Genomic DNA, 14,342 nt, shown 5'->3' on the forward strand with positions numbered 1-14,342 from the left:
TTAACGGGGTCTGTCCATACTTACCTTCATTGCCACTGAAGGAGGGAGACAGCATGCACTGGCAAACGCATACCGTTTTCAATCAACCCGCACCGCTCTCTAACAGCAACCTTTTCCTCTCGGATTGCGCCCTGCGTGACGCGGTGACGCGAGAAGGAGCCGAGTGGGATATCGAACTTCTCGCCAGTATTGGCCAGCAGCTTGGTACGGCAGAATCACTGGAGCTGGGCCGATTGGCTAACGTTAATCCGCCGGAGCTGCTACGCTATGACGCCACCGGAGAGCGGCTGGATGACGTCCGCTTTCACCCGGCCTGGCACTTGCTGATGCAGGGGCTGTGTGCCAACCGCGTACATAACCTGGCATGGGAAGAGGAGGCGCGGAAAGGCGCGTTTGTCGCCCGGGCCGCGCGTTTTGTCCTGCATGCTCAGGTTGAGGCGGGCACGCTTTGTCCCGTCACCATGACGTTTGCCGCGACGCCGCTGTTGCAGCAGGCGCTTCCCAAAGCCTTTCACGACTGGCTAACGCCATTGATGAGCGATCGTTACGATCCTCATCTCGCCCCCGGCGCGCAAAAGCGCGGCCTGCTGATCGGCATGGGGATGACGGAGAAGCAGGGCGGCTCGGACGTGCTCAGTAACACCACCAAAGCGGAGAAATGCAGCGACGGCAGCTACCGGCTGGTGGGGCACAAATGGTTTTTCTCCGTCCCGCAAAGCGATGCGCACCTGGTGCTGGCCCAGGCGAAAGGCGGGCTGTCCTGCTTTTTTGTGCCGCGCTTTTTGCCCGACGGACAGCGCAACGCCGTGCGGCTGGAGCGCCTTAAGGACAAGCTCGGGAACCGCTCCAACGCCAGCAGCGAGGCGGAGTTTCTTGATGCCTCCGGCTGGCTGCTGGGGGAGGAGGGCGAAGGGGTTCGGCAGATACTCAAAATGGGCGGACTGACGCGCTTCGACTGCGCGCTGGGCAGCCACGGGCTGATGCGGCGGGCGCTCTCGGTGGCGCTGTACCATGCCCATCAGCGTCAAACCTTTGGCAAAAACCTCATCGATCAGCCGTTAATGCGCGAGGTATTAAGCCGGATGGCGCTGGTGCTGGAGGGACACACGGCGCTGCTGTTCCGCCTGGCTCGCGCGTGGGATAAACGCGCCGATCCGCAAGAGTCTGCCTGGGCGCGGCTGTTTACCCCGGCCGCGAAATTTAGCGTGTGTAAAGCGGGCATTCCGTTTGTGGCTGAAGCGATGGAGGTACTGGGAGGAATCGGGTACTGCGAGGAGAGTGAACTTCCCCGCCTGTACCGCGAGATGCCGGTGAACAGCATCTGGGAAGGATCCGGCAATATCATGTGCCTGGACGTGCTGCGCGTACTGGCGAAGCAGCCAGGTATTCACGACCTGCTTGCCGATGAGTTTGCACAGGTAAAAGGGCAGGACAGACACTTCGACCGCAGCTGGCGGCAGCTTCAGCAAAAGCTGCGTAAGCCGCAGGAGGCACAGGGCCGGGAGATTGCTCAACAGCTCTTTTTACTGGGCGCCGGCAGCCAAATGCTGCGGCACGCATCGCCCCCGGTGGCGCAGGCGTGGTGCCGTATGATGCTGGACACCCGTGGCGGTACGCTGATGAGCGAGCAGGTACAAAGTGACCTGCTGCTGCGCGCCACGGGCAGGGTTGGCTAGCTTTTAAGCTGGAACAGGCTCACCAGCTGGGTCAGGTGTGAACCCTTCTCGCGCAGCGTTTGTGCGGTTTGCTCGCTGCGCGAGATACGATCGGCATTGATATGCGACGCTTCGCCAATATGGGTCATGGCGAGATTCACCTGGCCTATGCCTGCGGATTGCTCGCGTGACGCATGGTTAATCTCGGTGACCAGCTGGCTGATGTTATCGATATGAATGATGATGTCATCCATCGCCAGGCGCGTCTGTTCAGACAGCGCATGGCCCTCACTCACTTTTCTGAGCGTATCGCCGATCAGCTGTTCAATCTCCTTCACCGCGTTAGCGCTGCGTCCTGCCAGAGCACGAACTTCCTGCGCGACAACGGCAAACCCTTTTCCGTGCTCGCCCGCGCGGGCCGCTTCCACTGCCGCATTCAGCGCCAGAATATTCGTCTGGAAAGCGATGGACTCGATCACGCGGGTGATGTCTTCGATGCGTTTTGACGCTTCGCGAATGTCGTCCATGGTCGACACCGCGTGGGTGACCGTTTCACCGCCCTGATGGACCGCGAGCGAGGTTTCGCCCACCAGCTGCTGGGTTTGCTCCATGTTAGCGGCATTTTGCTGTACGGTCGCGGCCAGCTGCTCCATGCTGGCGGAGGTCTCTTCCACGCTGCTGGCCTGCTTGTTGATCTGCTCTGAAATCTCGCCTGTATCGGAGGCCAGCGCGTTGGTACCCAAATGGATCTCGCCTGCGGCCTCGCGAACCTGCAAAACAATTTTTTGCAGGCCGCCGCCGATGCCGTTGATGGCATCGATCAGCTGGCCGACCTCGTCCTGGCGCGTCACGGGCAGGCTGGAGCGGAGATCGCCTGCGGCGTATTGCCGGGCAAGATGGATCACATTACGCAGCGGTCGGGTCAGCACGCGGCGAATAAGAATCACGAACAGGCCAGCAAAGAGGATGGATAAGACCACGCCGGCCAGCAGGAAACGGTCGCGCATGGCGGTGACGCTTGAGAGCAGCACCGATTTATCCACTTCACCCACGATAGTCCAGTTCCAGCCTGGCAGCGGGGTATAAGCCATCTTCAGCGTGCGACCGTCGTCGCTTGTGCGTTCCAGCGTGCCGGGCTTATCACCCAGAAGCTGCTGCTGCGTCGCGCCATCCCACTTCGGCAGTTGCCCTTCTTCAGTGGCGTGGAACAGGTATTGCCCGCGCGTTTTACCTCTGCTGCGATCCAGCACAAAGAAATGACCGCTTTCGCCCAGGCGGCGGTTGAGGATTTTCTCGCGCATCACATTCCAGGAGTGGGTAATGTCCACTCCGACAAAGACAATCGCAATGACCTGTCCTTCGGCGTTTTTCATGGGCTGGTACTGGGTGATGTAGCGTTTGCCAAACAGCAGCGCCAGGCCACGGTAGACGTCACCTTTGTTGACGGCGGCAAAGGCCGGGCTGGAGGTATCCAGAACAGTACCCATTGCCCGTTCGCCATTCTCTTTGCGAAGAGACGTGGCCACGCGGACAAAGTCGTTACCGCTGCGTACAAACAGCGTCGAAATGGCTCCCGTACGGTTCAGGAACTCGTCAGACAGAGTGTTGTTTTCATGCAGCCCGGTTTCGCCACCTTTCAGAAGTGGAACGCTGAGCCCGTTAATCGTCTGGGGTTGGGAATTATCAATATTCAGCGGCTGCGGTAAAAAGGTGGTAAACAGCCGGGTATAACTCTCAACCTCTTCACTCAGACTGGTGTTAAACATCTGCACCATGTCGACCATGCCGGTGGACTGATTATGCAGGTCTTCTACCGCAAGGGCTTCAAGCTGCTGGCTGGCTTTTTGGCTGAGCAGAAAAGTGAAAAGCAGAAACAGCGTGGCGACACTGACGCCCGTCAGCAGCGATAGCTTCGTACCCAGTCCTGCACGGCGAAAAACGTTGATCATAAATTGCTCATCATTGAAAAGGTATGGTTCTTCAACGGCAGAGCGGAGATTACGTTTACTTAATTAATGTAACAAAATGTTATTTTATTGTTCTTGATTGGTTTTCTATAAGATAAAAAATTTGCAAAAACGAAAAGCCACTAAAAATAAGTGGCTTTTATCAGGAGGGATATTACACGTAGAGAATGGCCTGTACCCGCCAGTGGTCGATATGGTTATCTTCCTGCATCTGGATGATGCGATACCATGAAGCACCCTGCTCATCGGCCTTTAATGCCACGACACGTTCAACGTCCTGCGGACTCCCCGAGATATTATTCACGGAGATCTGGCCAATTTCATTCAGGCCAGTCACACAGTCAGCACTGGCGAATTCTGCTGACTGCGCGGTGGTGCTCACAAGGCCTGCAGAGAGCAACAGTGAGGTCAAAGCAAGAGTTCGTTTCATCGTCAGCTCCATTTCACATATCTCCGGTATCCGCCGGGCAATCCTTCGCGAATAAACTCCTTTCCATTGACGCGGGCATGGAGTTTATTGTGGACAGGAAAATGTCTATGGACGCAAAGCAGTGTAAATGTCGTTCAAATGAAAACCATTATTTACGGTACAAAATAGCCTGCGAGTACCACTGTCCCGTTATGATGGTTTCATCGATCATAATGATGACGTAATAATCTGCTTTGGCGGCGACGGCCTGTGCTTTTATTGCCGCTTCTGCGTCATCCGGAGAACCGCGAACCAGCGCGGAGACGGTGCCCATTCGTTGTAATCCTTCCGTTTGATTACGACGAATCTCCTGTGGATGATCGGCGACCGGTGGAGCGGGTTGCGGCGTTCCCTGAAGCGCGCTACAGCCACTAAGCAGAAACACCAGCAATAAAGCAGCAAACCTGCGCATAACCATATCTCGTTTCCTGATAGCCATAGTGTAGTTGTCTGTGAATTTAGTTTTGGGGGAATGTTCCCGAAGTGTTATCTGGGACGTATATTTCGAATGAAAATGGCGTGAAAGCGTAACCCAGTTCTCAACATTATGAATCATACATTCGCACAGGGTCGACAATGATTGAAATTGAAATACGCCACCTCGGCGACCATGAAATTTTACACGCGATGCCCGCGGGAAAACGTGATAAACCGCTGCCTGTTGTCGTTTTTTATCATGGCTTTACGTCATCGAAGCTGGTCTACGGTTATTTTGCGGTGGCGCTGGCGCAGGCGGGTTTTCGGGTAGTGATGCCGGATGCTCCCGACCACGGCGCACGCTTTGCGGGCAATGAACAGGCGCGGCTTGGGCGGTTCTGGCACATACTGCACGGTAGTCTGACCGAGTTTGCCGGGTTGCGCGATGCGCTTTATGAGGCCGGGCTGGTGGCCGATAATCGGCTGGCAGTCGCCGGGGCGTCAATGGGCGGTATGACCGCGCTGGGGATTATGACGCATCATCCTGAAGTGAGCTCCGTCGCCTGTCTGATGGGCTCGGGCTATTTTACGTCGCTGGCGAAGACGCTTTTTCCTCCTCAGGATTTAGCGGAAATCGCCGCGACGCTGGAAGGGTGGGAAGTGACCCGGGCACTGCCGCGCCTGGCCGATCGCCCGCTGCTGCTGTGGCACGGTGATGCAGATGATGTGGTCCCGCCCGACGGAACCTTCCGCCTTCAGCAGGCGCTGCAGCACGAGGGGCTGGATGGCAACCTGACCTGCCTGTGGGAAGCGGGCGTCCGCCACCGCATCACCCCAACGGCGCTGGACGCCACGGTGGCGTTTTTCCGCAAACACCTCTAAACGCGCAGGATTTTCACGCCCTGATCTTCCAGCTTCTTGAGGATTTCAGGGTTGGCACCTTTGCCGGTGATCACCATATCGATCTGTTCGGCACGGCTGAATAACATCCCTGCGCGCTCGCCGACTTTGCTGCTGTCGACCAGCACAACGAGCTTGCCCACGACGTTGAGCATGTTTTGTTCCGCCATCGCGGTGAGCATATCGGTTTTATAGAGGCCATCTGCGGTAAGGCCTTTCCCGCTGGTAAACATCCAGTGCCCGGCATAGAGGCTGTTTTCACTGTCCTGCGGGCTGAGCGTAATGGACTGGCTTTTGTTGTACTGGCCGCCCATGATCACGACGCTCTCATGCTCCTGATCGATAAGATAGTTGGCGAGCGGTAGGTAGTTGGTGATGATTTGCACCGGCTTGCCGCACATTTCGCGGCCCAGCAGAAACGCCGTGGAGCCGCAGTTGATAACGACGCTCTCACCGGGATTCACCAGCTGTGAGGCCGCTCGGGCAATGCGCACCTTTTCATCGTGATTTTGCGCCTGATGAATATTCATCGGTGTCCAGCGGGGGCGCTGCTGGCTGATTGCTTCCGCCCCGTTGCGAACCTTTTTGAGTTTGCCGCTTTCATCCAGCTTGTTGATATCCCGCCGCGCCGTTGCTGGGGAAATACCTAAACGTTCGATCACTTTCTCGACGGTGATAAACCCTGTTTGCGCCAGGAGTTCCAGGAGAATTTGATGCCGTTGCGCTTCCGTCATGAGCTATTCCGATAAGAATTGATTTGAAAAGATGATATTTGAAATAGCGTGAAATTACTAAAAGAAATATGGCATCGCCAGACATCCGTCTGGCGATGTGGTTGCGCAATCAGAGGAAGGACTTGAACGGCAGATCTGGCTCAATGGTGAAGCAATCATCGAAACCACGTGGGTAGTGATATTCCAGATTATCTTTGTCCAGCGGCCAGGTGAACTTGCCGCCGACCTGCCAGATGAACGGCTTGAAGCCGTACTTCAGGCGGTCTTTTTTCATTTCCCACAGCACGCGGATTTCCTGCGGATCGGCCTGGAAGTTTGACCAGATATCGTGGTGGAACGGAATAACCACTTTGGTATTCAACGCTTCCGCCATGCGCAGCATATCGGCGCTGGTCATCTTGTCAGTGATGCCGCGCGGGTTCTCGCCGTAGGAGCCCAGCGCTACGTCAATCTGGTGCTCGTTACCGTGCTTCGCGTAGTAGTTGGAGTAGTGGGAGTCACCGCTGTGGTACAGGGAACCGCCAGGAGTTTTAAACAGGTAGTTCACCGCACGTTCGTCCATACCATCTGGCAGCACGCCTGCTGCTGTCTGATCGGCAGGCAGGGTGATCAATGCTGTACGGTCAAAAGCATCCAGCGCGTGGATTTCAATGTCTTTAATTTTCACCACGTCGCCCGGTTTCATCACGATGCAGCGCTCTTTCGGCACGCCCCAACCGATCCACAGATCCACGCAGGTTTGCGGCCCAATGAACGGCACATCGTCCGCGCAGTTTTGCATGACCGCTGCAGCCACGTTCACGTCGATATGATCGTTATGATCGTGGGTAGAGAGGACGGCGTCGATCTGACGAATCGCAAACGGATCGAGCACAAACGGCGTAGTACGCAGGTTCGGCTGCAGTTTTTCAACGCCCGCCATGCGCTGCATCTGATGGCCTTTTTTCATCAGCGGGTTGCCGTGGCTCTGTTTGCCCGTGCCGCACCAGAAATCGACGCAAATATTCGCGCCACCCTCTGATTTCAGCCAGATGCCGGTGCAGCCCAGCCACCACATAGCAAAGGTACCAGGAGCAACCTTTTCCTGCTCGATCTCTTCATTCAGCCAGCTACCCCATTCCGGGAAGGTGCTCAGAATCCATGATTCACGGGTGATGGTGTTTACTTTACTCATCGTTTTGGCTCCTGGTTTTAATCAAAATTAATCATTAGGTGATTTGTTGTGATTAATGCTTGCACCATTTGATGCGCTTTGCAATGGCTAAAATGAGGAATTTTATCTGTTCGACTTAACGGATTATCCGCTTTTTCCTTGTTAGACTATTGCGTATTAAAGATTAATTATATGAATAATAAGGATTAATTAATTTTTATCATGCGGTAGTGAAAATCATTACTAACACCATGGAAATAAATTGCGTGATGCGTCACAAATAATCAAATTCAATCTTGTGGTGATTATTTGTGATTAATAGAGTGGTGGAACCAACCACACAGGGATTGCCCCTCGTGTTCTCATTTCTGGAGAGAGTTATGGAGATCCTCTACAACGTCTTTACCGTGTTCTTCAATCAGGTAATGACTAACGCCCCGCTGTTGCTGGGGATTGTGACGTGCCTGGGCTATATCCTGCTGCGCAAAAGCGTGAGCGTGATTATCAAAGGCACGATTAAGACCATCATCGGTTTCATGCTGTTGCAGGCGGGGTCAGGCATCCTGACCAGCACGTTCAAGCCGGTCGTGGCCAAAATGTCGGAAGTGTATGGCATCAACGGTGCCATCTCTGATACCTACGCCTCAATGATGGCCACCATCGATCGCATGGGAGATGCCTATAGCTGGGTGGGTTACGCGGTTCTGCTCGCCCTGGCGCTGAACATCATCTACGTTCTGCTGCGCCGCATTACCGGTATTCGCACCATCATGCTGACGGGACACATTATGTTCCAGCAGGCGGGGCTGATTGCGGTTTCTCTCTATATCTTCGGCTACCCCATGTGGACCACGATTATCTGCACCGCGGTGCTGGTATCGCTCTACTGGGGGATCACCTCCAACATGATGTACAAGCCAACGCAGGAAGTGACCGACGGCTGCGGCTTCTCCATCGGCCACCAGCAGCAGTTCGCCTCCTGGATTGCCTACAAAGTCGCACCGTATCTGGGTAAAAAAGAAGAGAGCGTTGAAGACCTTAAGCTGCCTGGCTGGCTGAATATCTTCCACGACAACATCGTTTCAACCGCCATTGTTATGACCATTTTCTTCGGTGCCATCCTGCTCTCCTTCGGCATTGACGTGGTGCAGGCGATGGCGGGGAAAACCCACTGGTCGGTTTATATCCTGCAGACCGGTTTCTCCTTCGCGGTGGCGATTTTCATTATTACTCAGGGCGTGCGCATGTTCGTTGCCGAGCTGTCAGAAGCTTTCAATGGCATCTCCCAGCGCCTGATTCCCGGTGCGGTTCTGGCCATCGACTGTGCCGCAATCTACAGCTTCGCGCCAAACGCGGTGGTCTGGGGCTTTATGTGGGGCACCATCGGCCAGCTGATTGCGGTGGGCATTCTGGTGGGCTGCGGCTCGTCCATTCTGATCATTCCTGGCTTTATCCCGATGTTCTTCTCCAACGCCACTATCGGCGTCTTCGCGAACCACTTTGGCGGCTGGCGCGCGGCGCTCAAGATTTGCCTGGTAATGGGCATGGTTGAAATCTTCGGCTGCGTGTGGGCGGTCAAGCTCACCGGTATGAGCGCCTGGATGGGCATGGCGGACTGGTCAATTCTGGCACCGCCGATGATGCAGGGCTTCGCCTCCGTCGGCCTGGTCTTTATGGCCGTCATCATCCTGATTGCTCTGGCTTATATGTTCTTCGCGGGCCGCACGCTGCGCGCTGAAGAAGATGCGGAAAAACAAACAGCAGAAGTTTCTGCTCATTAAGGAGTTTCGATTATGACCGTACGTATCCTGGCTGTCTGTGGCAATGGGCAAGGTAGCTCCATGATCATGAAGATGAAAGTGGACCAGTTTTTAACCCAGTCAAACATCGATCACACGGTGAACAGCTGCGCAGTGGGTGAATATAAAAGCGAGCTGAACGGCGCGGACATCATCATTGCCTCTACCCATATCGCCGGTGAAATCACCGTGACGGGCAATAAATATGTCGTGGGGGTACGCAATATGCTGTCGCCTGCGGATTTCGGTCCCAAGCTGCTGGAAGTGATCAAAGAACACTTCCCACAAGACGTGAAGTAAGGACGCGCCATGAAACTACGTGATTCGCTTGCAGAGAATAACTCCATCCTTTTACAGGCTGAGGCCAGCACCTGGCAGGAAGCGGTAAAGCTGAGCGTGGATTTGCTGGTCAAGGCTGACGTGGTCGAGCCGCGTTACTACCAGGCCATTCTTGATGGCGTGGCGCAGCACGGTCCTTACTTTGTCATTGCGCCAGGTCTGGCCATGCCGCATGGCCGCCCGGAAGAGGGCGTGAAGAAAACCGGCTTTGCGCTGGTGACGCTGAAAACGCCGCTGGTCTTTAACCATGAAGATAACGACCCGGTTGACATCCTGATCACCATGGCGGCCGTTGATGCCAACACCCACCAGGAGGTGGGCATCATGCAGATCGTCAATCTGTTTGATGATGAAGCTAATTTTGACCGTTTACGCGCCTGCCGCACCGAGCAGGAAGTGCTGGATTTAATCGATACCGCCACTGCGGCGGCAGTCTAAGAGGAATTGAAAATGTCATTACCTATGTTGCAGGTCGCGCTCGATAACCAGACTCTGTCTCACGCCTACGAAACGACTCGCCTGATTGCGGAAGAAGTCGACATCATCGAAGTGGGCACCATTCTGTGCGTCGGCGAGGGCGTTCGCGCCGTTCGTGACCTGAAGGCCCTCTACCCACATAAAATCGTGCTGGCGGATGCCAAAATTGCTGACGCAGGCAAAATCCTCTCCCGCATGTGCTTCGAAGCCAACGCCGACTGGGTCACCGTGATCTGCTGTGCGGATATCAACACTGCGAAAGGCGCACTGGACGTGGCGAAAGAGTTCAACGGCGACGTGCAGATTGAGCTGACCGGCTTCTGGACCTGGGAGCAGGCGCAGGAGTGGCGTGACGCAGGTATCCAGCAGGTGGTTTATCACCGCAGCCGTGATGCGCAGGCAGCTGGCGTGGCGTGGGGTGACGCGGATATCAGCGCGATTAAGCGTCTGGCGGATATGGGCTTTAAGGTAACCGTCACCGGCGGCCTGGCGCTGGAAGATCTGCCGCTGTTTAAAGGCATTCCAATCCACGTCTTTATTGCCGGTCGTAGCATCCGTGATGCGGCGTCTCCGGTGGAAGCGGCGCGTCAGTTCAAACGCTCTATCGCTCAGCTTTGGGGCTAAGGAGCGGGTATGTTGTCAAAACAGGTCCCGCTTGGCATCTATGAAAAGGCACTCCCTGCGGGGGAGTGCTGGCTGGAGCGGCTGCAGCTGGCAAAAGAACTGGGTTTCGATTTTGTCGAAATGTCAGTGGATGAGACGGACGAGCGCCTCTCTCGCCTCGACTGGAGCCGGGAGCAACGTCTGGCGCTGGTGAGCGCTATCGCTGAAACGGGCGTGCGAGTGCCCTCCATGTGCCTCAGCGCCCATCGCCGTTTTCCTCTTGGGAGTGAAGATGATGCCGTGCGTGCGCAGGGGCTGGAGATCATGCGTAAAGCCATTCGCTTTGCCCAGGATGTCGGTATCCGCGTGATTCAGCTGGCGGGTTATGACGTTTACTATCAGGAAGCCAACGATGAAACGCGCCGTCGTTTCCGCGATGGTCTGAAAGAGAGCGTTGAGATGGCAAGCCGCGCGCAGGTCACGCTGGCGATGGAGATCATGGACTACCCATTGATGAACTCCATCAGTAAGGCGCTGGGCTACGCGCACTATCTCAATAATCCATGGTTCCAGCTTTATCCCGATATCGGCAACCTGTCCGCATGGGATAACGATGTGCAGATGGAGCTGCAGGCGGGCGTCGGGCATATCGTGGCGGTTCACGTCAAAGATACCCGCCCTGGCGTTTTCAAAAATGTTCCATTCGGCACCGGGGTGGTGGATTTCGAACGGTGCTTCCAGACGCTCAAGCAGACAGGGTATTGCGGACCTTACCTGATTGAGATGTGGAGTGAAACGTCGGACGACCCGGCGGCAGAAGTGGCAAACGCACGGGACTGGGTGCGTGAGCGCATGGCGCGGGCGGGGTTGCTGGAGGCTGAACATGCTTAAGCTCAAGCAGCAGGTCTTTGAGGCCAACATGGATCTTCCTCGTTATGGCCTGGTGACATTTACCTGGGGTAACGTCAGCGCTATCGATCGCGAGCAGGGCCTCATCGTCATTAAGCCCAGCGGTGTGGCGTATGACGCCATGAAAGCAGACGATATGGTGGTGGTGGATCTCGAAGGGCGTGTCGTTGACGGCAAATGGCGGCCTTCGTCGGATACCGCGACTCACCTGGCGATGTATCGGCGTTATCCGTCGCTTGGTGGGGTCGTACATACCCACTCGACCCATGCCACCGCCTGGGCACAGGCGGGTCTGCCTATACCGGCACTTGGGACGACGCATGCGGACTACTTCTTTGGCGACATTCCCTGCACGCGCGCATTAACGCAGGCTGAAGTGGAAGTCGAGTACGAGCTCAACACCGGGAAGGTCATCATCGAAACGTTGGGCGAAAGTGAACCGCTGCATACGCCGGGGATTGTGGTGTACCAGCACGGCCCGTTCGCCTGGGGTAAAGATGCTCACGGCGCGGTACATAATGCCGTGGTGATGGAAGAGGTGGCCAAAATGGCGTGGATTGCCCGCGACATCAATCCACAGCTTCAGGGCATTGATGATTACCTGATGAACAAGCATTTTATGCGTAAGCACGGCCCGAATGCCTACTACGGGCAGAAGTGAATAAGCGCTCTGGAATACCGAAAAACAGTTGTAACCGGTGGTATTCCGGAGCCATTCATAAAAAAAGCCCCCGGGCAGGGGGCAACGTAAACTATGGCTATGTTCTCGTTGTTGGCTTTCCTGGTGCTAGCGTTAAAGCGTTATCGGTAAATATCTGCACTGGCGTGCATGTTGCCGTTGCTGCCGGGCTCACGGGTTAACATCACGTGGTAATAGGTTGCGCCCTGCGCATCGGTTTCTTCGTTTAGTGCCTGATCTGCTTCACTTTCCGTGGCGAAATTATGATTGATGTAAATGACGCCCAAGCTTTGCACATCATCCATGTTTCTGGCCTGCCGGCCGTCTATTTTGATGGCTGCCATCGCGTTTGCACTGAGCAAAAGCGCCGCCATTACGGCTAATGCGATTTTTTTCATGATATGCGCTCCACGACTGCGTGCTGTGAGAGGGGGGATGCTCCTTCTTGAATTCAGGTGGTCTCTGATTAAAGTGTAATCACTCCTCCGGCGAGGATGCGTGACCATTTCTGATGCAGTTGTTCAAAAAAACAACGCTTCCTGATGCGATTAATTTTAAATCACCCACTTAGACCCGCTTCGCGCTTTGTGCGAATTATTTGCGCAATCAGCTTGAGTTTCCTGGGGGGCGCAAGTATTATGACGCGTCAATTTTTCAGCCGACCTTTAACACGTTCCTTGCCTCCCCGGGCCTCGGCTGACCCAGACAGGAGGCTGAATAATCCGTAAGGAGCAATTCGATGCGTCATTACGAAATCGTTTTTATGGTCCATCCTGACCAGAGCGAACAGGTTCCGGGTATGATCGAGCGTTACTCTGCTGCCATCACTGGTGCAGAAGGTACGATCCACCGTCTGGAAGACTGGGGCCGCCGTCAGCTGGCTTACCCGATCAACAAACTGCACAAAGCACACTACGTTCTGATGAACGTTGAAGCTCCGCAGGAAGTGATCGATGAGCTGGAAACTACCTTCCGCTTCAACGATGCCGTTATCCGCAGCATGGTTATGCGTACCAAAAACGCAGTTACCGAAGCATCTCCGATGGTTAAAGCGAAAGACGAGCGCCGTGAGCGTCGCGATGATTTCGCAAACGAAACCGCAGATGATTCTGATGCTGGGGATTCTGAAGAGTAATTTCTGATGACCAACCGTCTGGCGTTGTCCGGCATCGTATGCAGGGCTCCCCTTCGAAAGGTCAGTCCATCAGGAATTCCTCATTGCCAGTTCGTGCTTGAGCATCGTTCTGTGCAAGAGGAAGCCGGTTTTCACCGGCAGGCGTGGTGCCAAATGCCCGTTATTATTAGCGGACACGAAAACCAGGCCATTACTCACAGTTTAACGGTCGGTAGCGCAGTAATCGTTCAGGGGTTCATTTCTTGCCACAAGGCAAAGAACGGCCTGAGCAAAATGGTTCTGCATGCCGAGCAGATTGATTTGATAGATTCTGGAGACTAGCCATATGGCACGTTATTTCCGTCGTCGCAAGTTCTGCCGTTTCACCGCGGAAGGCGTTCAAGAGATCGACTATAAAGATATCGCAACGCTGAAAAACTACATCACCGAAAGCGGTAAGATTGTCCCAAGCCGTATCACCGGTACTCGTGCAAAATACCAGCGTCAGCTGGCTCGCGCTATCAAACGCGCTCGCTACCTGTCCCTGCTGCCGTACACTGATCGTCATCAGTAATCGGGCACGGTCCATTAATACGACTTTAAGAGGATAAGGTAATGCAAGTTATTCTGCTTGATAAAGTAGCAAACCTGGGCAGCCTGGGTGATCAGGTAAACGTTAAAGCGGGCTACGCTCGTAACTTCCTGGTTCCACAGGGTAAAGCTGTTCCAGCTACCAAGAAAAACGTAGAGTTTTTCGAAGCACGTCGCGCTGAACTGGAAGCCAAACTGGCTGACGTTCTGGCGGCTGCTAATGCTCGCGCTGAGTCAATCAACGCACTGGGCACTGTTACCATCGCTTCCAAAGCTGGCGACGAAGGTAAACTGTTCGGTTCCATCGGTACCCGCGATATCGCTGATGCAGTAACTGCTGCTGGCGTTAAAGTGGCTAAGAGCGAAGTTCGTCTGCCGAACGGCGTTCTGCGTACCACTGGTGAGCACGAAGTTGACTTCCAGGTTCACAGCGAAGTGTTCGCTAAACTGGTTGTTAACGTAGTAGCTGAGTAATTTTTACTCTGCTCACGTCGAAGCGCCGGCCTTGTGCCGGCGTTTTGCTTTTCTGGGGGGCC

General features: G+C 54.9%; 18 protein-coding genes. 12 read left to right on the top strand and 6 right to left on the bottom strand.

Annotated elements, in window-relative coordinates; genetic code table 11:
• Positions 1 to 53 precede the first annotated feature (53 nt).
• Positions 54 to 1,676 carry an isovaleryl-CoA dehydrogenase gene (locus ACWHWP_RS02420; RefSeq protein WP_447854993.1) on the top strand — a complete coding sequence of 541 codons (1,623 nt, stop codon included), beginning with the start codon at positions 54 to 56 and terminating at the stop codon, positions 1,674 to 1,676.
• Here ACWHWP_RS02420 and ACWHWP_RS02425 read toward each other — a convergent pair.
• The 3 genes from ACWHWP_RS02425 to bsmA all read right to left on the bottom strand — a co-directional run bounded on the left by ACWHWP_RS02425 (position 1,673) and on the right by bsmA (position 4,530).
• Positions 1,673 to 3,604 (bottom strand): methyl-accepting chemotaxis protein, encoded by a 1,932-nt coding sequence (locus tag ACWHWP_RS02425; protein ID WP_447854994.1) that lies wholly within the window; start codon positions 3,602 to 3,604, stop codon positions 1,673 to 1,675. The genes ACWHWP_RS02420 and ACWHWP_RS02425 overlap by 4 nt on opposite strands.
• A gap of 172 nt (positions 3,605 to 3,776) precedes the next feature.
• Positions 3,777 to 4,064: a DUF1471 family protease activator YjfN gene (yjfN, locus tag ACWHWP_RS02430; RefSeq protein WP_021240708.1), complete on the bottom strand. Its 288-nt coding sequence runs from the start codon at positions 4,062 to 4,064 to the stop codon at positions 3,777 to 3,779.
• 136 nt (positions 4,065 to 4,200) lie between these two features.
• A complete protein-coding gene (gene bsmA, locus ACWHWP_RS02435; RefSeq protein ID WP_048339024.1) occupies positions 4,201 to 4,530 on the bottom strand; it encodes a biofilm peroxide resistance protein BsmA in 330 nt (109 codons plus the stop codon).
• Positions 4,531 to 4,667: 137 nt separating this feature from the next.
• On the opposite strand from bsmA, the gene yjfP reads away from it, so the two are divergent.
• Entirely contained in the window at positions 4,668 to 5,390 is a 723-nt protein-coding gene (gene yjfP / locus ACWHWP_RS02440; protein ID WP_447854995.1) for an esterase, read from the top strand.
• Here yjfP and ulaR read toward each other — a convergent pair.
• Together ulaR and ulaG are read right to left on the bottom strand one after the other, a co-directional pair.
• Positions 5,387 to 6,142, bottom strand: coding sequence for an HTH-type transcriptional regulator UlaR (gene ulaR, locus ACWHWP_RS02445; protein WP_059311867.1), 756 nt, complete (start codon positions 6,140 to 6,142; stop codon positions 5,387 to 5,389). The genes yjfP and ulaR overlap by 4 nt on opposite strands.
• Before the next feature lie 109 nt (positions 6,143 to 6,251).
• A complete protein-coding gene (gene ulaG / locus ACWHWP_RS02450) occupies positions 6,252 to 7,316 on the bottom strand; it encodes an L-ascorbate 6-phosphate lactonase (protein WP_447854996.1) in 1,065 nt (354 codons plus the stop codon).
• A gap of 359 nt (positions 7,317 to 7,675) precedes the next feature.
• Between ulaG and ulaA the strand changes: the two genes are divergently transcribed.
• From ulaA to ACWHWP_RS02480, 6 genes are read left to right on the top strand one after another with little or no spacing between them, the layout of a single operon-like run.
• Complete coding sequence (gene ulaA, locus ACWHWP_RS02455; RefSeq protein WP_447854997.1) at positions 7,676 to 9,076, top strand: PTS ascorbate transporter subunit IIC; 1,401 nt, start codon at positions 7,676 to 7,678, stop codon at positions 9,074 to 9,076.
• Between the two features lie 12 nt (positions 9,077 to 9,088).
• Positions 9,089 to 9,394: a PTS ascorbate transporter subunit IIB gene (ulaB, locus tag ACWHWP_RS02460; protein ID WP_000218355.1), complete on the top strand. Its 306-nt coding sequence runs from the start codon at positions 9,089 to 9,091 to the stop codon at positions 9,392 to 9,394.
• 9 nt (positions 9,395 to 9,403) lie between these two features.
• Positions 9,404 to 9,871, top strand: coding sequence for a PTS ascorbate transporter subunit IIA (gene ulaC, locus ACWHWP_RS02465; RefSeq protein WP_047346134.1), 468 nt, complete (start codon positions 9,404 to 9,406; stop codon positions 9,869 to 9,871).
• Positions 9,872 to 9,883: 12 nt separating this feature from the next.
• Complete coding sequence (ulaD, locus tag ACWHWP_RS02470) at positions 9,884 to 10,534, top strand: 3-keto-L-gulonate-6-phosphate decarboxylase UlaD (protein WP_023345304.1); 651 nt, start codon at positions 9,884 to 9,886, stop codon at positions 10,532 to 10,534.
• Positions 10,535 to 10,543: 9 nt separating this feature from the next.
• Positions 10,544 to 11,404: an L-ribulose-5-phosphate 3-epimerase gene (locus ACWHWP_RS02475; protein ID WP_047346135.1), complete on the top strand. Its 861-nt coding sequence runs from the start codon at positions 10,544 to 10,546 to the stop codon at positions 11,402 to 11,404.
• The gene (locus ACWHWP_RS02480; RefSeq protein ID WP_447854998.1) at positions 11,397 to 12,083 is read left to right on the top strand and encodes an L-ribulose-5-phosphate 4-epimerase; all 687 of its coding nucleotides are present in this window, start codon (positions 11,397 to 11,399) and stop codon (positions 12,081 to 12,083) included. Before ACWHWP_RS02475 ends, ACWHWP_RS02480 begins: the two co-directional genes overlap by 8 nt.
• Positions 12,084 to 12,223: 140 nt before the next feature.
• Here ACWHWP_RS02480 and yjfY read toward each other — a convergent pair whose 3' ends face one another.
• The gene (gene yjfY / locus ACWHWP_RS02485; RefSeq protein WP_047346137.1) at positions 12,224 to 12,499 is read right to left on the bottom strand and encodes a DUF1471 family protein YjfY; all 276 of its coding nucleotides are present in this window, start codon (positions 12,497 to 12,499) and stop codon (positions 12,224 to 12,226) included.
• 341 nt (positions 12,500 to 12,840) lie between these two features.
• Here yjfY and rpsF point away from each other — a divergent pair, with 341 nt between their 5' ends.
• From rpsF to rplI, 4 genes are read left to right on the top strand one after another with little or no spacing between them, the layout of a single operon-like run.
• On the top strand, positions 12,841 to 13,236 hold the full coding sequence (rpsF, locus tag ACWHWP_RS02490; RefSeq protein ID WP_014068637.1) for a 30S ribosomal protein S6: 396 nt from the start codon (positions 12,841 to 12,843) through the stop codon (positions 13,234 to 13,236).
• A 6-nt stretch (positions 13,237 to 13,242) separates the two neighbouring features.
• On the top strand, positions 13,243 to 13,557 hold the full coding sequence (gene priB / locus ACWHWP_RS02495; RefSeq protein WP_008502895.1) for a primosomal replication protein N: 315 nt from the start codon (positions 13,243 to 13,245) through the stop codon (positions 13,555 to 13,557).
• A 4-nt stretch (positions 13,558 to 13,561) separates the two neighbouring features.
• Entirely contained in the window at positions 13,562 to 13,789 is a 228-nt protein-coding gene (gene rpsR, locus ACWHWP_RS02500) for a 30S ribosomal protein S18 (RefSeq protein WP_000135199.1), read from the top strand.
• A 41-nt stretch (positions 13,790 to 13,830) separates the two neighbouring features.
• Positions 13,831 to 14,280 carry a 50S ribosomal protein L9 gene (gene rplI, locus ACWHWP_RS02505; RefSeq protein ID WP_059311871.1) on the top strand — a complete coding sequence of 150 codons (450 nt, stop codon included), beginning with the start codon at positions 13,831 to 13,833 and terminating at the stop codon, positions 14,278 to 14,280.
• Positions 14,281 to 14,342: the final 62 nt, after the last annotated feature.

It is taken from the genome of Enterobacter sp. WI-ESBL-E8 (assembly GCF_053364895.1).